General features: G+C 55.5%; 12 protein-coding genes. 5 read left to right on the top strand and 7 right to left on the bottom strand.

The features are described 5' to 3' along the window. Positions 1 to 38: 38 nt before the first annotated feature. The 5 genes from ACMYSP_RS24615 to ACMYSP_RS24595 are packed head-to-tail and all read right to left on the bottom strand — an operon-like array spanning position 39 to position 9239. Positions 39 to 929 (bottom strand): transglutaminase family protein, encoded by an 891-nt coding sequence (locus ACMYSP_RS24615; RefSeq protein ID WP_434584676.1) that lies wholly within the window; start codon positions 927 to 929, stop codon positions 39 to 41. Beyond that, positions 926 to 3472 carry a circularly permuted type 2 ATP-grasp protein gene (locus ACMYSP_RS24610; RefSeq protein WP_434584675.1) on the bottom strand — a complete coding sequence of 849 codons (2547 nt, stop codon included), beginning with the start codon at positions 3470 to 3472 and terminating at the stop codon, positions 926 to 928. Before ACMYSP_RS24610 ends, ACMYSP_RS24615 begins: the two co-directional genes overlap by 4 nt. Positions 3473 to 3496: 24 nt before the next feature. After that, positions 3497 to 6841, bottom strand: coding sequence for a DUF2126 domain-containing protein (locus ACMYSP_RS24605; RefSeq protein WP_434584674.1), 3345 nt, complete (start codon positions 6839 to 6841; stop codon positions 3497 to 3499). Next, the gene (locus tag ACMYSP_RS24600; RefSeq protein ID WP_434584672.1) at positions 6838 to 7782 is read right to left on the bottom strand and encodes an alpha-E domain-containing protein; all 945 of its coding nucleotides are present in this window, start codon (positions 7780 to 7782) and stop codon (positions 6838 to 6840) included. Before ACMYSP_RS24600 ends, ACMYSP_RS24605 begins: the two co-directional genes overlap by 4 nt. A gap of 5 nt (positions 7783 to 7787) precedes the next feature. Next, a complete protein-coding gene (locus ACMYSP_RS24595) occupies positions 7788 to 9239 on the bottom strand; it encodes a circularly permuted type 2 ATP-grasp protein (RefSeq protein WP_434584671.1) in 1452 nt (483 codons plus the stop codon). Between the two features lie 308 nt (positions 9240 to 9547). On the opposite strand from ACMYSP_RS24595, the gene ACMYSP_RS24590 reads away from it, so the two are divergent. Continuing rightward, positions 9548 to 10369, top strand: a complete 822-nt coding sequence (locus ACMYSP_RS24590; RefSeq protein WP_434584670.1) for an isocitrate lyase/PEP mutase family protein — start codon at positions 9548 to 9550, stop codon at positions 10367 to 10369. A gap of 20 nt (positions 10370 to 10389) precedes the next feature. Here ACMYSP_RS24590 and ACMYSP_RS24585 read toward each other — a convergent pair whose 3' ends face one another. Next, the gene (locus ACMYSP_RS24585; RefSeq protein WP_434584668.1) at positions 10390 to 11220 is read right to left on the bottom strand and encodes an SDR family oxidoreductase; all 831 of its coding nucleotides are present in this window, start codon (positions 11218 to 11220) and stop codon (positions 10390 to 10392) included. Between the two features lie 757 nt (positions 11221 to 11977). On the opposite strand from ACMYSP_RS24585, the gene ACMYSP_RS24580 reads away from it, so the two are divergent. The 4 genes from ACMYSP_RS24580 to ACMYSP_RS24565 all read left to right on the top strand — a co-directional run bounded on the left by ACMYSP_RS24580 (position 11978) and on the right by ACMYSP_RS24565 (position 16775). Then, positions 11978 to 12505, top strand: coding sequence for a fimbrial protein (locus ACMYSP_RS24580; RefSeq protein ID WP_434584666.1), 528 nt, complete (start codon positions 11978 to 11980; stop codon positions 12503 to 12505). A 49-nt stretch (positions 12506 to 12554) separates the two neighbouring features. Next, positions 12555 to 13232: a fimbrial biogenesis chaperone gene (locus ACMYSP_RS24575; protein WP_434584664.1), complete on the top strand. Its 678-nt coding sequence runs from the start codon at positions 12555 to 12557 to the stop codon at positions 13230 to 13232. A gap of 86 nt (positions 13233 to 13318) precedes the next feature. Further along, positions 13319 to 15745 carry a fimbria/pilus outer membrane usher protein gene (locus tag ACMYSP_RS24570; RefSeq protein ID WP_434584663.1) on the top strand — a complete coding sequence of 809 codons (2427 nt, stop codon included), beginning with the start codon at positions 13319 to 13321 and terminating at the stop codon, positions 15743 to 15745. 16 nt (positions 15746 to 15761) lie between these two features. Next, positions 15762 to 16775 (top strand): fimbrial protein, encoded by a 1014-nt coding sequence (locus tag ACMYSP_RS24565; protein ID WP_434584661.1) that lies wholly within the window; start codon positions 15762 to 15764, stop codon positions 16773 to 16775. An 88-nt stretch (positions 16776 to 16863) separates the two neighbouring features. Here ACMYSP_RS24565 and ACMYSP_RS24560 read toward each other — a convergent pair whose 3' ends face one another. Then, positions 16864 to 20433 (bottom strand): response regulator, encoded by a 3570-nt coding sequence (locus tag ACMYSP_RS24560; RefSeq protein ID WP_434584660.1) that lies wholly within the window; start codon positions 20431 to 20433, stop codon positions 16864 to 16866. Between the last annotated feature and the right edge of the window lie 30 nt (positions 20434 to 20463).

The raw sequence follows: 20463 nt of genomic DNA, 5'->3' as shown, positions 1-20463 counted from the left end.
ACGCAAACTCGCCCCTCAGCACCGAGGGGCGGTTTCACTCAGGTGGCTTCCTGACGCTGCACATCTACCGCCACTTCCAGCGCCAGCGTGGCTCCGCCGTCGAAAATCACCCCCTGTAATGGCGTGACATCGGCATAATCCCTGCCCCATGCGGTCACGATATGTTGCCCCTGAGGCATAAGATCGTTGGTAGGATCAAACTCCAGCCAGCCGCAATCAGGGATAAAAATGGCAAACCAGGCATGTGACGCATCGGTCCCGACCAGTTTTTCCTGCCCCTCTGGCGGCAGGGTTTCGATATAGCCGCTGATATAACGCGCAGGTAAGCCGACGGAACGCAGGCAGGCAATGGCCAGATGGGCAAAGTCCTGACAGACGCCGCGCCTCTCTTCCAGGACCTGCTCGGGCGGCGTGCTGACGCTGGTCGCCACCGGGTCGAAAGTAAACTCGGTAAAAATACGATGAGTCAACGCCATTGCGGCCTGCAGCACCGGGGCATCATCGTGGAACAGATCCGCCGCATAGCTGGCCAGCCGTTCCGAACGACGGATTAACCCGGAATCCAGCACATACTCCTTTGCCATGCGCAGGTCCGGCGTTGGGCAGGCATGCAGCAGGTATCGATACTCGCCGCAGGTCAGCGCGTGGCTATGCAGCAGATCTGCGTGGTGGATTTCATCGATTTCAAACTCACTCTCCATCTCAATGGTGAGCGTGTCGTGCGGTACCTGAATCGAGAAATAAAAGGTCTGGTTGCCAAAATAATCACTTCCCTCATTCTGGTAAACCGGCACCGGCGTGACGGTAATCCGACGCTGTAAACAGCGCTGGCTGGTGGTATTACGCGGCAACAGGTGCGTCATGTTGTAGCATAGCGTCACCGGCGAATTGTACTGGTACCTGGTAAGGTGTCGAACCCGATATTTCATAGGTCAGTCTTCCACTGCGCGTTAATCATTTGCTGCGGCCCGTCGGCATGATCGAAGTACTTGTCGCTCAGCAAGGTGGTAAATTGCTCCAGCTGACTGATTATCTGGGTCATCAGGGCATCCAGTTGTTCACGTTGCCCGCTGTTTTCATCGATCTGCGCCAGCAGATCGATCTCCGCAAGCTGAATATCGGTCAGGGATTTAATGATTGGCCGCAGGTCTGACGTCAGGCTGGAGGTCTGGGCCTCCTGGCGCGGCAGATCGAGGAGATATTTGCGCAGCCGGTCGACCTGATAAATCAACGAACGTGGATTCGTCCCGTCCAGCATTAATAAGTCCAGGCCGGAAATGATATTCATCTGCCCGCGATAGCGGCGACGGAAAGAAATCAGCGCCTCAACGCTCATCAGAACCGATTCCAGAATTTGCTGTTGCTGTAGACCCGGTACCGCGGGAGTCAGCGTGTGCTTCAGCAGAATGGCGGTCAGACGCGCCCGCTCGGCACGTCGGCCAATTTCCTGGAATCGCCAGTCCATACCGCGCAGCATGCTCTCATGATTTAGCCCGGATAACGCCAGCAAAGAGGTGACCAGATTATCCAGCGACTCTTCCGGAAGCTCCGGCAGCCCGTCCTGATAAGCAACTTCTACGGTGCGAATATAATCGCGTAATTCATTGATAATAATCCGTGTATCGGCCGAGAGCATCTCTTTGACCTGCTCGCCGCAGGCCAGCATATTAAGAATATTAAACTTGATGGAGCCGGTGCGCTGACCGTCGCAAACCAGCGACGCGAGTTCATGATTGAGGTCGTCGGGCGCGTCACTTTCTGGCAACGTCCCGGTCAGTGCAGATAATGCCCCCAGCAAAATGTCGCGGCTTTCTGGCATAAAATACTCAACGCCGTTGAGCTGTTTGAACAGAATACGTATCAGGCGCAGGCTCATTTCCGCGCGTTCCGCATAGCGGCCAAACCAGAACAGATTTTCGATCACCCGGCTGGGCAGATTTCCCTCATCACGCGGCAGAGAGTCCGTCAGCGGCGGTAGCGCGGTGTCGTCGTTTTCCCCAAGTATCCACGTATCTTTACTGCGTGCGCCGGATAAATCGCTGACAATACACTCCTCAGCCGACTCAGCCACCCGCGACAGGGTGCCGGGCATCACGCAGTACCCTTGCGCCGTGGCGACGGTAAACCCCCGGAAGATAGTCGGCCGATATTCAATGCGCTGATTATCCCAGACCGGGACATGTGAGCCGGGGACATAGGCCTGTGCTACGTAGTTGTGTGGGCTGGCGGTAATCTGCTGAATAATCAGTTTGCGGCTATCAGCATCGAGGCTATGGCCGTAGATACTTTTGCTGTCAAAACTGCGGTAGGCCGGTTTGATGATCAACTGCTCAAGGTGGCTAATCACAAAATCGCGATCTTCCGCACGCCCGCACCACCAGGTTTTCACCGTGGGGATCGATAGCGGTTCACCAAGCAAATACTGGCTGATGTCCGCGAGGAACGCCAACAGGGCCGGAGCCTCAAGCACCCCGGAGCCCAGCGGGTTTGCCAGCACTACGTTGCCGTTGCGTACCACTTCAAGCAGCCCCGGCACACCCAGTCGCGAGTCAGCGCGCAGTTCCGTCTGGTCGCAGTAGGCGTCATCCATCCGGCGCAGAATCACATCGACTTCCGACAGACCGTTCAGGGATTTTAGCCATACTCTGCCATTCCGTACCGTCAGGTCACCACCCTGTACCAGTTGGAAACCGAGATAGTTCGCCAGATAGGCATGTTCAAAATAGGTGCTGCTGTAGGCTCCGGGCGTCAGGACGACAATGCGCGGGGTATCGGTTTTATGGCTGGCGAGACTCGCCAGGGTATGGCGTAGCGCATGAAAGAACCCGGAAAGCCGCCGCACATGGCTGTTGCGAAACAGCGAGGGCAGCACACGGGAAACGGCAATACGGTTTTCCAGAACGTAGCCGGTGCCGCTCGGCGCCTGGGTCCGATCGCCAATCGCCACAAACTGACCATCGCCACCGCGCACCACATCGACCGCATGGAAAATCAAATTGTGCGCCCCCGGCAGGCGGATGCCATGACATTGCCGCAGAAAACCAGGATGAGAAAAGACAATCTCCGACGGGATAATCCCGTCTTTCAGCAACCGCTGTTCGCCATAGAGATCTTTTAGCATCAGATCGAACAATCGCGAACGCTGCGCCAGCCCGCGTTCTACGGCTGACCACTCCTCTTCCGCCAGCAGCGTCGGAATGATATCCAGCGCCCAGACGTTCGGTGAAAGCGGATCGCCATTGAGGTTATAGGTTGCGCCATCATCGCGCAAAATACGCTGAGCCTGGCGAAGACGGTTTTCCATCCCCTCCACGCCCATCTCGTTAACGCTATTGATCACCTCCGCCCAGTGCGGGCGGAGGGTATTGGTCAGATCGCAGGCTTCGTTATAGATGGCTGTCGGCACATTCCCGACAGAGAAAGAGGCCGGCTCACAGGCCGGCGCGCTTGATTCAGAAAAAGAAGCTGTCATGTATGCTGATTACCCGGCTCAAAACTAAATCCTAGTAGACTTCCTGCGAAGGTCCAACGTATGCGGGTATTCGTCGCCAGGCTCTTCCGCAGGCGGAGCCATCGGGCGTGGAACCTGTTCGTGCTCATAGAATGTCCTGAGCGCGCTGAAGGCCGGCGGAGGGATCAACGCCCCCTGGGTGAAGCCATGATCCCAGAAGCGGTTGACGCGCCGGGCCTCAGCTTCATTGCTGTTAACCGGTCGCGTGTCGTAGTTGCGCCCGCCGGGATGGCTGACGCGATAGCTACAGCCGCCAATGGAAAGCCCGTTCCAGGTATCAATCAGGTCAAACACCAGCGGCGTATTCACCCCCAGCGTCGGGTGCAGCGCCGACGGCGGTGCCCAGGCCCGATAACGAACCGCACCGACCATCTCCCCTTGCCTGCCGGTCGAGCGCAGCGGCACGCGGCGGCCGTTGCACGCCAGCACATAGCGGCCTTCCGTCAACCCCGACAGACGTACCTGAATGCGCTCAACGGAGGAGTCCACATAGCGTGAGGTCCCGGACAGCGTCACTTCCTCGCCCAGCACGTGCCACGGCTCGATGGCCCAACGCAGCTCCAGCTCAATATCATCAATTTGCTGGCGACCATAATGCGGGAAACGGAACTCCTCAAATGGCAGCAGCCACGCCAGTTTGAACGGATAGCCATGCCGCTGCAGGTCATCCACGACCTCTTTGATGTCCTGCCAGACGTAATGCGGCAACATAAACTTATCGTGCAGCTGGGTGCCCCAACGGACCAGCGGCTTGTGATACGGCTCATTCCAGAAACGTGCCACCAGACAGCGAAGCAGCAGCAATTGCACCAGCGACATGCGCGCGTGCGGCGGCATTTCAAAACCGCGAAACTCCAGCAGCCCCAGACGGCCGCTGCTGCTGCCTGCGGCGTACAGTTTGTCGATGCAAAATTCTGAGCGATGGGTATTCCCGGTGACATCCACCAGCAGGTTACGCATCAGCCGGTCCACCAGCCATGGCGTATCAACCAGCCCTTCCGGCATATTCTGGAAGGCGATCTCCATTTCATAGAGGACTTCATCGCGCCCTTCATCCGGACGCGGCGCCTGGCTGGTAGGGCCGATAAACATTCCGGAAAATAAATACGACAGGCCGGGATGATGCTGCCAGTAGGTCACCAGGCTGCGCAGCAAGTCGGGACGCCGCAGCACCGGGCTGTCGGCAGGCGTAACGCCCCCCAGGGTCACGTGGTTACCGCCCCCGGTGCCGGTATGGCGCCCATCAAGCATAAACTTCTCGGCCCCCAGCCGGGTCTGGTGCGCCTGCTCGTACAGCGTTTCAATATTATGAACCAGCTCGTCCCAGTGGCTGGCCGGGTGAATATTGACCTCGATAACGCCGGGATCCGGCGTCAGCAGCAGCTTCTGCACGCGGGGATCTTTCGGCGGTTCATAGCCTTCAATCACCACCGGGATCTGCAACGCGCTGGCCGTCGCCTCGACCGCGTGGATCAGGGCGACATAATTCTCCAGATGAGTGACCGGCGGCAGGAACAGATGAAGCTTGCCCTCGCGCGGTTCGAGGCACAGCGCGGTGCGGACCACGCTTTGACTGCGGTTAGCGGTCGGTTTTTGTTGCTGCAGGGCCTGGCGGGCAACGGGAGCGGCCGCCGTCTCCCCCAGCGTAAAGACCGGCAGCGGTTCACGCGGCTCGAAAGGATCGCGTTCGCTGACGCGGTCGTCCTCGGTCAGTGCCGGCAGCGAATTAAGCGGTAGACGGTAGCCCATGGCGCTGTCTCCGGGGATCAGCGTGATCAGCCCGCCGCGCATCGGCCACTGGCTACTGCGCCACTGTTGGCCATCAAACTCAACGGGCAGAATGTAGCCCGTCGCGCTTTCTATCCCGCGGCTAAGTAAAGCTGCCAACCGTCGCCGTTCGAGGTCATCATCGAGATTCGCCTTCCTCGGATCGGCCCCTTCCGGCAGCCCGTGCTCCAGCCACAGGTAGTAGAGCGCATCTTCATAGGCGGGTTGCAGAAAACCGGTATCAACGCCTAACTGGCGACACAGGGTCTGACCAAAGCGCTGCGCATCAGCAATGTCGTGACCGTAATCCCGATCGACGCGGGCCGCCAGCTGCGGATCGTGCCACAGCGCCTCGCCGTCAGTGCGCCAGAAACACCCCAGCGCCCAGCGCGGGACTTCCTCGCCCGGATACCACTTACCCTGACCATAGTGCAGTAATCCCCCGCGACTGAACTGCGCTTTTAGCCGCAGCAACAGATCTTTGGCGAGACGTAATTTGTCCTTACCCAGCGCTTCGGTATTCCACTGTGGGGAATCCATATCGTCAATGGAGATAAACGTCGGCTCGCCCCCCATGGTCAGGCGGACATCGTTAGCCTGCAGCTCAACGTCTACGGCGCGTCCCAGCGCGTTGATATTCAGCCATTCATCTTCGCTGTACGGCCGCGTAACTCGTGGATCTTCATGAATGCGGGTGACGATGTTGGTATAGCTAAATTCACATTCGCACGGGTCGGTTGCGCCGGTAATCGGTGCCGCAGACTGCGGGTCGGCCGTACAGGCTAAAGGAATATGCCCTTCACCGGCGAACAGACCGCTGGTCGGATCCAGCCCCACCCAGCCGGCACCGGGAAGATAGACTTCGCACCAGGCGTGCAGATCGGTGAAGTCCTGTTCCGGGCCTGACGGACCGTCGAGCGCCTTCACATCGGCAGTCAGCTGCACCAGATAGCCGGAAGCAAAGCGTGCTGCCAGCCCCAAATGCCGCAGTATCTGCACCAGTAACCACGACGTATCCCGACACGAGCCTTTTTGCAACATCAGGGTTTCCTGGCAGGTCTGCACGCCAGGTTCCAGGCGAATACCATAATCAATTTCATTGGCCAGCCGGCTATTGAGCTGCACCAGGAAGGTCACGATAGGTACCATCTCCTCGCAATCAACGCTGTCCAGCCATGCATCCAGTTCCGGACTCTGCTCGGTTATCTTCAGATACGGCGCGAGTTCTTCCTGCATCAAGGCATCATAAGCAAAGGGGAAATGTTCGGCATACTCTTCAATAAAGAAGTCGAACGGGTTGATCACAGTCATATCCGCGATCACCTCCACGGCAAACTCAAGGCGTTTCATTTTTTCCGGAAACACCAGCCGCGCCTGATAATTGCCGAACGGATCCTGCTGCCAGTTTATGAAGTGGTCCTCGGGCGTCACCTTCAGGGAGTAGCCATGAATATGGGTACGTGAATGCGGTGCAGGCCGCAGGCGCAATATATGCGGCGCCACGTTGATCAAACGATCGAACTCGTACGTCGTAGTATGTTGAATCGCAACCCGGATGGTCATACGGCATCCCCTTGCAGGAAATGAAACCAGTTATCGGTAATCAGGTGATGAAGCGCGATCAGGCTAAGCTGAACCTCATTAAGGTACTGGCTGAATTCGCGGTTCAGATCGTGTGAATTATCGACGCCCCGGGTTGCAAGCAGAAGACTGTCGATGTGATCCGCAACGGCAGACGCCCGCGGCAGTTCAGCGGCGGCCAGCTTGATTTGCTGCAGGCAATAGCGCTGCGAACGGGGAAAATGGCCATCAGTGAGCAGCAGAGTGACCACCAACGAGCCTTTAATCGAACAGCGCATGACCCGGCGAAAGCTGAGATAGGCGCTTTGCGATTTGAGCACCTTAGACCACACCACCTGGCCTAACTTGATGCTCTCTTCCTCACGCGCCTGCATCATCAGGGAATTCGCGGCATCCAGAATGCGCGTATTCATATCGGCGCGTTCGAGATAGCGCCCCATGTTGAGAAAATGCCAACCGGCATCACGACTCATCGACCCGGTCAGCAGGCCGATAATTTTCTGGCAGCCTTCAATAACGGTATTAAGGTAAGTATGCCGTTCGGAGCGGTTGATCCCCAGGCGGATATTCTGTCTGGCGTAGAGATCCAGCTCATTAATCAGCTCCCACATTTCGCCCGGCACCACATCGCGGCTGGTACGGATATTTTCACGGACCATTTTTAATGACGACAGCAGCGAATCGGGATTGCTCTCGTCAGCCAGCAGAAACTTCAGGACGTTGCGTTCGTCTTTAATCTTATAGCGCTGGCTAAACAAAGCGACGCCGCTGTTAATTTCAATCAGGTTATACCAGGAGACGGCGATATCGCGTGGCAGATCGTAAAGCAGATCATCATACACGCTGACTAACCGCGCGATATTCTCCACGCGTTCCAGATAACGCGCGCTCCAGTACAGGCGCGCCGCAACTCTTGATAGCATGTTCATTATCGTTTGCTCTCCACGATCCAGGTATCCTTACTGCCACCGCCCTGCGATGAGTTAACCACTAACGAACCTTTTTTCATCGCCACCCGCGTCAGGCCGCCGGTGGTCACGTAGGTCTCTTTGCTTTGCAATATAAACGGGCGTAAATCAAGGTGGCGCGGCTCGAGATAATCTTTGGCGATGAGCGCCGGTGCGGTGGAGAGCTTCAGCGTCGGCTGAGCAATATAATTACGGGGATTTTCCTGGATCAGTTCAGCAAACATCTGCTGCTCTTTTTTGGTCGAGTGTGGCCCAACCAGCATGCCATAACCGCCGGATTCGTTGGCCGGCTTCACCACCAGCTTATCCAGATTCTGCAGTACGTATTCGCGGTGGTCATCGTTCTGGCAGAGGAAGGTTTCAACATTCGGGAGAATCGGCTCTTCGTCGAGATAGTAGCGAATCAGGTCCGGCACATACGCATAGACCACCTTGTCGTCCGCTACTCCGGCACCCGGCGCATTAGCCAGCGCCACGTTGCCGGCTTTCCAGGCCCGCATCAGGCCAGGCACGCCGAGAACCGACTCAGGATGGAAGACTTCCGGGTCGAGGAACATATCGTCAATGCGCCGGTAAATAACGTCCACCCGCTCCGGGCCATAGATCGTTTTGGTGTAGACGCAGTCGTCGTCGCCGACAAACAGATCGGCACCCTCCACCAGTTCAACCCCCATTTGCTGGGCCAGGAAGGCATGCTCGAAATAGGCGGAATTATAAATACCCGGGGTCAGCACCACGATTTCCGGGCGTTCAATCTGCCGCGGCGACAGGGCCGTCAGGGTTTCCAGCAGCTGTGCCGGATAGGCATCAATCGGTTTGATATCGTCACTTTCAAACAGTTCAGGCAGGACGCGCTTGGTAATGGCGCGGTTTTCCAGCATATAGGAGACGCCGGAGGGAACCCGCAGGTTATCTTCCAGGACGTAGAACTGCCCGGTTTCATCCCGGACTAAATCGGTGCCGCAAATATGCGCCCATACGCCATACGGCGGCTTCATGCCGACACACTCGGGGCGGAAATTTTTCGATTCCTTAATGATATATTCGGGAATGATGCCATCTTTGATGCACAGTTGTTCATTGTACAGGTCATTGATAAAGCGGTTCAGGGCGGTAAGGCGCTGCTTCAGGCCGGTTTCGGCGATTGCCCAGTCTTTGGCATCAATGGTGCGGGGAATAATATCGAAGGGCCAGATCCTGTCGATATTCCCTTTGTCGGTATACACCGTAAAACTAATGCCCATTTCCTGGATCGTCGCTTCTGCCGTCAGACGACGTTTTTCCAGCTCATCTGGCGGCAGTGAATCAAGGCATTGGATCAGACGCTGTGCGGAAAGGCGGGGATTACCCTCATGGTCAATCAGCTCGTCGAAAAAGACATCGGCTTCGTAGTTTTTTATGAGTTTATGCATCAGCATTGTTCCTTGTTAAATGGCCGATCGTGGCAATAGTTACTTCACCTATACGGAACCAGCCCCCTTTGATTTGCCTGAAATAGTGAATGCCGTTATCGTCAGTCTCACAAAGATAAGCATAAAGCATGCCATTGATTATTATGTTTAATATCAATGAGATAAAAACGTCACCGTCGTCTTGTTCACGGACAGGCTGCATCATCATGATGCAGGGAAATTTCAGTGGGGCACCAAAATAAGACAGTGCTTTTACTTCTGACTGACGGTCTGATAGCCCCCTCACTTTTACGTTCCGGAGCGTGTTTATGAGCAGTAAAAGCAGCGTTTTTCGCCTTCTTCATGATTCCGGCACTATCTTTGTCATTCCGAATCCGTGGGATGTGGGAACCGCCAGAATACTTGAGCGCATGGGGTTCGCGGCGCTCGCCACCACCAGCGCTGGCCTGGCCTTTTCTCTGGGGATGCCTGAAGGTCAGGTGCCGTGGCAACAGATGATTGACCATTGCCGGACGATCGCCCAGGCAACTTCCCTGCCGGTATCTGCGGATCTTGAAAAAGGCATCGGCGACAGTCCGCAGAGCGCAGCGCAAACCATTAACATTGCCGTGGCGGCCGGGCTAGCAGGTTGTTCCCTTGAGGATCATACCGGTCAGGCAGAAAAGCCTGTCTTCGATCTGGGCCTCGCGGTCGACAGAATTGCAGCGGCTGCGGAATCACGTGATGCCTGCGATCCTGATTTTGTGATTACCGCACGCGCGGAGAATTTCATGTGGGGATATCAGGACCTCGATGCGACCATTCTGAGGCTGCAGGCCTTTGAAAAAGCAGGCGCGGATGTCCTCTACGCGCCCGGAATTCATGACCTTAAAATGATTAAAACCGTCTGCAGCGCGGTGACTAAACCGGTCAATGTGGTGATGGGATTGCCAGGGAACGTCTACAGCGTCGATGAACTGTCGCAGGCTGGCGTGCGGCGTATCAGCGTGGGCGCCTCGCTGGCGAGATATGCCTATGGCGCGTTTATTGAGGCCGCCCAGGAGGTGAGTCGTGACGGCACCTTCTCGTATTCAAAACAGGCCATCAGCTTTTCCGCACTGGAGGCGTTTTTCCGCCCGCCCTCGCAATGATCGCCCTTACATCGGTAAGTTCACCGAGGGCGCAATTCGCCGTATTTGTAAGCGGCCGTGGCGCCACCGTCTATCAGCAGATCGCTGCCGGTGACATAGGTGCCATTGGGTCCAAACAGGAATTCTGCCAGGGCGGCGATTTCATCCGGCGTCCCCCCGCGGCCAGCCGGGGATTTTGCCAGCATATCACGATAGAAGGCGCCCCTTTCCGGGCTGTTAAGTTCGTCATAGGCCAGCGGCGTAAAGACGATACCGGCGCTGATACAGTTAATGCGCGCCCCGCGCTCGCCCCACTTCACCGCCTCCGCCATCACACGCAGCGCATTGCCGCGTTTAGAAATCTGGTAGGCATAGAGGCTGTCCTCGATGGCTTTGACCAGCGGCATTTCGAGCAGCGCTTCTGGCGGTAAGGTCGCCAGATCGTCGGCCTGAGCCTGCGTCAGAGCATCAACGGCGAGGCGATGACTGGACTGTGAACCAATCACCACGGCGGAACCACCAGGCGCAATAACCTGACCAAACTCTTCAAACAGCACGGCACTCCCGTATAAATCCACCCGCAGCAGATCCTGGGCTGTGGCCTGAGAAGGCGATAATCCCGCGGTGTGGATAATCCCTTTAACCTCCCCCAGCGCGCAGGCGGTTTTCACCAGGTCTTGTATCGACTGGCGTGAACGGACGTCTACCGTGGTGAGACTGACCTCAAATCCAGCACGGGACAGGGTATTTTCAGCCTGCTGCGCGTTCCCGACCTGAATATCAGCCAGAAGAATATGTTTACCCACGCTCACACGACGGGCAATCGCCTGCGCTATGGCGCCGCTGCCGATAACGACAATCACGTCTTTCATCTTAACTCCTGATACTGGGGACATTGCGGTAACCAGCCGCCAGAGGCTGAGGAGTCAGCCTCTGGTGCTGTCGATGAGTTCAGCATAGCGGCTAGCGCAGGAGGCGGTAAGTAGGTACAGGGACATGCCCTTATGAGCGTGGTTCATTAATGTACGGTGGAAAATCAAAAATGAAATGATCATGTTAATCCGCCGATCTGCCCTGTTTTCATGCACCCCCGGTAATATTTTCAGGTTTATTTTTGGTCGATACAAAAACAACCGTACTAGTACTGGTTATCATTTACCTTTTGCATTAAATTAAAAACACCGGTACAACAACATACTATCTATTCCAGATACCATACCCCTACCCTCTGCACGTCGCCGTTTTTAAGCCTCGTCCTATACGTGTAGTCCGATCCCCACAGAAGAATAAGGCATCACTGATGTTGCTATCCTGTGATCCAGGTAGAATTAGCCCTGTTGCAACGAACTGGATTTAATGTACTAAAGAATATATGCATTATTATGTTGTTGATAAGAAATGTCGGTTGGCGAAATCCTATCCCGTCTGCCTGTCAATAAATCGCAATATATACCAGATCTACATCACGTTATTACGATGAGGGGAATCAACACACCTCGTCGCCAATACGCTTTAACGCAATCAACGGGCTCTCAGAACTGATTGGTTTGCGGAGATGATGAAAACATTAATGAATGTCGTTAACTCATCAAAATCACATTTAACACTAACTGATTATTGGATTTATATATGAAAAAGATTGCTTTGATCTCCGCGATTACCACTATTCTGTCTTTCAGCGCACTGCAGGCCGCCAATGCTGCCGATGGCGTAATTAACTTCACCGGTAATATTACCGGCACCGCCTGCGTTGTTGATCCTTCGACTATTGCGCAGCCGGTTGACCTCGGCACCGTCTCTACCAGCGCGTTCGCTGGCGGCACCGGTACCACTGCCGCCGCTAAACGTTTTAACATCGTTCTGACCTCTTGCCCGGAAAGCATTTCCAGCGCCAGCATCCGTTTTGATGGCGTCACCGACAGCGCCAACGCATCGATTCTGGCTCTGAGCAATGGCCAGACTGCCACCAACGTTGGTGTCGCACTTTATGAGCAGGACAGTACCACGCTGATCCCGGTGGGTTCTTCCTCCGCCAGCGTCGCGCTGCAGGAAAATATCGATAACACCCTGACCTATTTCGCAAAATACATGGCAACCGGTGCAGTGGGTGTCGGTACTGCGAACGCCTCAACGGCCTTTACCGTTATCTATCAGTAATCATTAAAAGGGCCATTCGTGGCCCTGAACTCTTCTTTCAGGATATCTTATGTTTGCAAAAGTATTGAACACCGCCGCGCTCGGCTCGCTGCTTGCGTCCTCACTTGCCTTCAGCGGGGTTGAAATTGGCGGCACCCGTTTGGTGTATAACGGTAATGCCAGTCAGGCATCCATCAGCGTGAAAAATCCGGATAATAAACCGTACCTGATCCAGTCGTGGGTGAGTAAAAATGAAAATAGCGACGATGGTGACAGCGTATTCTCCACCACTCCGCCATTATTTAAGCTCAATCCGCACACCCAGAACTCGGTACGCGTGACGTTAACCAACAATACCGTCCCTCAGGACCGGGAAAGTGTTTACTGGCTGAATATTAAAGCCATACCGTCTTCATCCGCGGACGCGAAAAATGAATTATTAATCGCAGTGAAAAGTAAAATGAAATTATTTTACCGCCCGGCAGGATTAAAAGGCGATCCTTCGCTGGCATATCAACAGTTAACTTTCGTACAGCAGGGAAATAAGTTAACTGTTCATAATCCATCGCCCTTTAGCGTGTCGCTTTACAAAGTAAAGGTCAATGGCAAGCCGCTAGCCAAACCACCAATGGTTTTACCTTTGCAAACGGTAACCTTGCCTCAGTCTGTCACCAAAGGTGATGAAATATCGTGGAGTGCGATTAATGACTTTGGAGGCATAACGGCTGATTATAAATTTAAAATGTAGGTTAGACTTCTATGCGCCATGCCAACGCGGTGTCAGGCTTTGCTAAATTAACACAGTTATCTGCTTTTGTTTATTTGTGCACCCATATGCCTGCGGCCCTGGCTGAGGATTATTTCTCGCCAGATTTTATTGAAACCCGAAGCGATACGCCGCGGGATATTGATATTTCCAGATTTAGCAAAACGGATGGTCAGGTACCCGGAAACTATCATGTTAATGTCTATTTAAACGGCAATTATATTGAGTCCCGTGATATCACGTTTATCGGCAATGACAGCGACCTGGCCCCGCAATTGACCCATGCCGAGTACGTAAAATGGGGCGTAAAACCCAATGCTCAGCCTGGCTGGATGGCCGTGAAAGATGCATCGACGATAGACAATATCAGCGATCTGCTGCCCGGCAGCCGGGTCAGTTTCCTGTTTGATGAGATGAAACTGGAGCTGTCGATTCCGCAGGAGTACCTGCAGCGCGATCCGCGTGGTTCGGTATCGCCGGACCGCTGGGACGACGGGCTGAACATGATGTTCCTGAACTACACCTTTTCTGCCGCCAACGGTCACGGCAGCGGTGATTCACGAACCGACAGTTACCTGAACCTGCGCAGCGGTATTAACGTTGGCCCGTGGCGGTTACGCAACTACTCAACCTATAGCAACAACGACGGCACAGCGCGCTGGAACACCATTTCCACCTCACTGGAGCGGGATATTAAAACGCTGAAAAGCCAGTTGCGGATCGGCGATGGTTATACCCAGTCCGGCGTGTTCGACAGCGTGAATTTCCGCGGCGCGCAGCTCTATTCTGACGAATCCATGCTGCCGGAAAGCGTGCGTGGCTTTGCGCCGGTAGTACGCGGCATTGCCCAGAGCAACGCCCAGGTCACTATCCGCCAGGGCGGGAATATTATCTGGCAATCCTACGTTCCACCAGGACCGTTTGTGATTGACGATCTCTACCCCACCGCCGCCAGCGGCGACCTGGAGGTCGCGGTCCGCGAAGCGGATGGCGCTGTGCACCAGTTTATCCAGCCCTTCTCGGCGGTGCCGGTCATGCAGCGCGAAGGCCAGCTCAAATACGCGCTGGCCGCGGGAAAATATCGGGCAGCGAACAGCAAAGATAAAGAGCCGGAGTTTGTACAGGCGACGGTGAGCTACGGCCTGCCGTGGGATACGACGATTTACGGCGGCACCCTGACATCGGGTGAGTACCAGTCCGGCGCGTTGGGGATTGGCAAAGGGTTTGGCGATTTTGGTTCACTCTCTTTCGACACCACCTTTGCCCATAGCCAGATGCCCGACAAGACCGAGAACGGCGTGTCGTTTCGCGCGCAGTACGGCAAAGATTTCGCCTCCACGGGCACCTCATTCAGTTTGATGGGTTACCGCTACTCCTCGTCCGGGTTCCGCGATTTCCAGGAAGCGAACGGCGATGTGAACATCTACCGTCAGGGCAGCGATGCCCAGATGGCAGGCAACGACTGGCGCTACGAGCGTAATAAACGCAGCAAGGCGCAGGTGGCGCTGAACCAGCGGCTTGGCGGCTGGGGGAATCTCAATCTCTCGGCCTGGCAGCAGGATTACTGGGGGGGAGACAAAGAGCAGAGCCTGAACCTGACCTACAACACCAGTATCCATGATATCAACTATGGCCTGAACTACAGCTATTCCCGTGGCCCGTGGCATACCGAGAACGACCATATCGTCTCCCTGACGATGCAGATCCCCTTCTCGCGCTTTTTGCCAGACAGCTGGATGACCGCATCGGTCAACAGCAATAAAAAAGGCGACACCACCTCGCAGGTTGGCCTGTCAGGTTCGGCGTTGCAGGAGCGGAACCTCAACTGGAACGTACAGCAGGGTTACAACAGTAAAGGCGCAGACGTCATGGGCAGCGCGGCGGTGGATTACAAAGGCAGCCACGGGCAGTACCAGCTTGGCTATCACTACTCCCGCGATAACCGCCAAATCTCCGCCGGGGCGATGGGCGGTATCGTGGTGCATCCGTACGGTGTCTCTGCCACCCAGCCGCTTGGCGAGACCATGGCGCTGGTGAAAGCCGACAACGCCGCGGATGTGAAAGTTGTCAACAACAGCGGTATTTACACTGACGACAAAGGTTTTGCGGTAGTGCCCTATGTTACCCCGTATCGTCAGAACAACGTTTCGCTGGACACCGCATCGTTGAATAAAAACACCGATGTGCTGAACGACACCCGGACGGTGGTCCCGACAAAAGGCGCGTTGGTGCTGGCGGATTACCCGACCGTCACCGGGTACAAAATCATGCTGCAGTTAAGCGGACACGAGATCCCTTTTGGCGCCACGGCCAGCATTAAACATCACGACAACGTTCCGGAGGGGATCGTTGACGAACGTAAACGAGTCTGGCTCAACGGCGCCCCGGAAAAAGGGATCGTTGAGGTCACCTGGACGGGAGGACGTTGCCAGGCGAGTTATCAGCTAGCGAAGCCATCAGACAGCACGCAGACGCTAACCGCGCAATGTCATTAATCCGGAGAGAAACACAATGTACCGAATGTTAACTGGCGTCCTTTTTCTCGGCCTGGGGTTGTGCTCGCCCAGCGCCATGGCGTGGGACTGCACCACCCTGACCCCCTCCACTACGGTCTCGCCGCAGAACATCACTATTGCGCGTGACCTCCCGGTGGGGGCGATTGTTGGCACACAGGTCGTGACGCCGACGATTAACGCATTTAACTGCGCAGACTCTGAGCTGGGTGTTATTTCCAATCAATACTTTGGGGTGAAAGCGCTCGGCACTTTTGATTCGGTTCAGAATGGGCGTCGGATCTATAAAACCAGCCTCGAGGGGATTGGCTACGCTATCTCCGGCTCAACGTCAAAATGCGCAGGAGGAAGTGCCACGGTCGATGGCAGTAATGCCATTCGGGGCGATGCCAATACGGCCTTACTCTGTGAAAATACCACAGGAATGATCGACCCGGTGCTGGACGGCTCGGTGACGGTCACTTTTTACAAAACCGCCGCCGAGACCGGCTCCGGAACGGTAAATGGCAAAGCGGTGGGCGCACTGGTGCTGCTGAACAACACGCTGCTCTGGCAGTATCCGGAAGCCACCGTGAATATGTCGACCTTCACGGTCACTACGCCGGCCTGTAAGCTGACCACCGCCTCGATCCCCGTTGATATGAAAGACGTCGACAGAAATGCATTTCAGGGTAAGGACTCCACCCCAGGCGATGCCTATACCCGCGCCTTCACGCTGCCGATGACCTGCAACGCCGGCACGGATGTCAGCGTCAAAATGGAAGGCGATATTTTTGACGCCGCCAGGGGGGTGTTTAACATCTCTGGCGGCAATAACGCGGCGACCGGCGTCGGCATCCAGCTGCTGTATGACAACCAGCCGATGGCGTTAGGTTCAGAGGTTGCCGTTGGATCATCGACCGCCGGTGGTGGATTTACGGTGCCGTTAAAAGCGCGTTATTACCAAACCGGGGAGCGCATCACGCCCGGAACGGCAAACGGCATGCTCTCTTTCACCATGACCTATCAGTAACGCCTGACCTGGTTCCCGTCATTCACCGCACGCGCTGGCGCTAAATGACGGGAAGCAGGACGACTAGCGGTGCGGTTACGTCAGGTTGCTACGACTTGCTGCTCCGGATATAGGCCTCGATGGCCGCGCTGAACATCACGATCTGCTGGCCAAGCTGGCCGATCCCCTCTTTTATCACCTCACCCGTTTCCCCTGCCGCCAGCGCATTTTCCTGCTCTTCGGCCATCAGGTGTAGCTTCTTCGCCCCGAGGATCTGCATTGTGCCATTGATGCGATGCAAATGATGTTGCACAACGTTCCAGTCCTGCTGCTCCAGCGCCAGCAACGCCGCGGCGATATCCCGGTCGTTCTCCACCCGGGATTGCTCCAGCATCTGGCACATCAATGTGTTATCGCCCAGGCTGTATGCTTCTAACGTGCGCATATCGACAAACGCCTCAAGCGGGAAGCGCTGGGCGGGCAGGTTGAGATTCATACCGCTTAAGGCGACTTTTAACTGCTGCAGGCTGACCGGCTTAAACAAACACAGATCCATACCCGCTTCAAGACAGCGCTCTTTCTCGTCGGTCTGGGCATTGGCGGTTAATCCCCAAATCGCGATCTGCCGGTTGAATTCTCTCACCCGCTGGGTCAGGGTAATCCCGTCCATCTGCGGCATATTGAGATCGGTGATCAGCAAGTCGTAGTCCCTTTTTTTGATCAGATTCAGCGCCTGCAGGCCGTCTTCCGCCTCTTCAACGTGGTAGCCAAAGGTATCCAGCTGACGGCGCAGCAGGAAACGGTTGGTGGGGTTATCTTCGGCAATCATGATCTTCAGGGTTGCAGGCAGAGGCGCTTCCTGCTCGGCAATTAATAAGCCCGTCGGGATCTTATTCGACACCCGGGTCATCAGCGTCACCATCATGGTCGTGCCCAGGCCCGGCTGGCTGGTCATGCTAAGCTGCCCGGACATGTGCTCGACCATTTCCCGGCAGATAACCAGCCCCAGCCCCGATCCGAGGCTCCGTTTGCCCACGCTGGTCTGGCTGAAGGGTTTAAACAACTGCTGCTGCTCCTGCACGCTGATCCCGACGCCGGTGTCTCTGACGCTGAGCGACAGATATACCCGCTCGTCGCCCAGCGTCTGGGTTTGCGCCAGCACCTCCACGCCCCCTTCAGTAGTGAACTTCAACGCGTTGCTCAACAGATTGGAGAGCACCTGTTTCATCGCCTGCGGATCGAGCCACAGCGCTTTCCCCTCCTCAAGCTGGCAGTGAACGGTAAGCCGGAGATTTTTTTGCCGGGCCACCCCGTCAAAATTCGCCACCGTAGCCTGAATCAGGGACTCGAGATCGACCCACTCCTGCACCAGGCTGAAGTTGCCGGACTCGATTTTCTCCATATCCAGCACGTCACCAATCAACGCGATCAGCGTCTGAGCAGTGCTGTATGCCAGCTGAATCGCCTCTCTGGCCTCTTCAGGACTTTGCTTATGGGTGGTTAACAGCTCAAGGAAGCCCATGATGGAGCTAACGGGCGTACGGATCTCATGGCTCATGCTGGCAAGAAAACGGCTTTTCGCCTGGTTGGCATCGATCGCTTTGTCTTTCTCCACCTGCAGCGCTTTCATTAACTGCCGGGATTCGGTGATATCCTGCCAGCCGCAAATCAGCGTCGCCGGCATATTTTCTGGCATCTGGCATGAGGTCAGCCAGTGGAGAATCAGACGGTCTTCTTCACCATTATTGAGTGTCAGTTGATGGGTGATAACCGCATCGGGCGCCAGTCCTTGCTGAATTTGCTGCTGGAGCTCGGGGAACAGGCCCGACAGCGGGCTGCGCCGGTCAAACAGTGAATAATGCATGGCATTACGGCGTTCCGGGGTGAAAAAGTCGCCGAACGCATTGTTGTAGCTGTCCAGTTCGCCATCGGGGGTGATCACATACACCGGCACCGGCATGGCGTTGGATAAGGTCTGGCGAAAAATCAGCTGGTAGCTCAGCGCCTTCTGCGACGCCTTGCCTTTACTGATGGCCCGCAGAAGATAGACGCCCCACAGCAGGCTGCTGATGACTAACAGCGCTGCCAGCCCGACCACCAGGTAAAACGGCCGGTTATACAGGTTCCAGGTGCCAATTTTCACATCCGGCGCTTTGACCCATTTTCCCGCCAGGTTGAGGATCTCTTTGGGGGGAATATCATCCAGCGCCTGGTTCAATATACTTTGCAGCTCTAACGACCCGCGCGGTATGGCAAAGGCGATTTGTGCCGAGGGCTCATCCGGGATGCGAATATAGGACATTTTGCCGGGATAATAGTGGTCGATGATAAAGCGTGAGGCGAGCTGGGTCGAGACTACCGCATCCACCTCGCCCAGCATCAGTTTGCTGAGCGCGGTACTGGTATTTTCCGCGGTAACCCAGACGATCCCTGGGTATTTCTTTTTCAGCTTATCGCTCAGGCTATGGTAGGCCGGGATCGCCACTTTCGAGCCTGGAATCAATATCTCTTCGGGCGAATGCATGGCGCGGGTGACAAAAACAAACGGGGTCGCAATAAACGGGTGAGTGAATAGCATCTCCTCTTCCCGTTCGGCGCTATAGGTGGCCGTTGCCACCAGATCCCAGCCTCCATTACGCATGGTGCTAACCATCTCCGCATTGGAGTTGGCGATGACCGGCTGAAAAGTAAACCCCGTCTGGAGCTGAATCAGATTGAGGATGTCGCCCAGCACGCCGCGGATTTCATTGTTATCATCCAGCATACTCAGCGGCGCGTAGTACGGGTTGATCAACACTTTGAGCACCGGATGTTTTGCTATCCAGCGCTCTTCACGCGGTGTAAATTTCAGCGCTTTGTTCAAGAATGAAATATTGCCGGCATCGACCCAGGATTGCGCGACCTGTTTATGGGTCTGTTCGTTCAGTGAACTAATAAAGGTATCGAGGATATCCAGCAATTGTTTCTGGCTCTCCAGCACCACAAAATGGTTGCCGAGCTGTGGTTCACGCCAGAATTTCACCATATCGAGAGACTGATAGAAGTCGCGGGCAATAATAAAGCTGGTGGTCAGGTTGCTGCCAAAGAAGTAGTCATTTTCTTTGTTGTCTACCGATGCCAGCGCCTGATAGTTATCAGCGTATTCCGTTACCTCGGCTTTTGGAAAGACGATTTTAATAAACTGCGCCGACGGATATCCGCGTTTAATCGCCACTCGCACCACATCTTTATGATTAAAGAGCGGTTTCATCACATCAGACTGGGTGGTGACCAGCGTCGGAAATGAGCGAACCAGCGGCAACGACACGGTAAACGGCGGCTGCACTGTCTCCTCGCCGGATGGCGTGGTCAGCACCATGTCGATTTTGCCCTCCCTGAGCGCGTCGAGCGCCAGCGGCTTCTCGCTATAATGCTTGATCACCACGCTGACCTGCAGCGCATTTTTCAGCAGCAGCAGATAGTCCGCATTCATCCCGCGATAGCGACCGGTGGTCACACTCATGTTCAACGGTGGCGTCTCGGTGCCGTACACGCCAATCGTCAGGGTGCGCTTCGCAGCAAGCCACAGCAGATCATAATGGCTTAATGGCAGTGCAGGCGTGAACACCTCATAATCACTGGCAAGGGTCAGGGTTGCCGGTTCGCTGTCCGCCGCATGAACCGGAAAGATCGCCGTCATGAGCATGAACAACAACCCGGTAATTCGGTG

The organism is Klebsiella sp. R390, from assembly GCF_051131745.1.
In the GTDB taxonomy this organism is placed as follows: domain Bacteria; phylum Pseudomonadota; class Gammaproteobacteria; order Enterobacterales; family Enterobacteriaceae; genus Klebsiella.
Note: the sequence above shows the minus strand (reverse complement) of the source record. Positions and strands in the feature narration are given on the sequence as shown.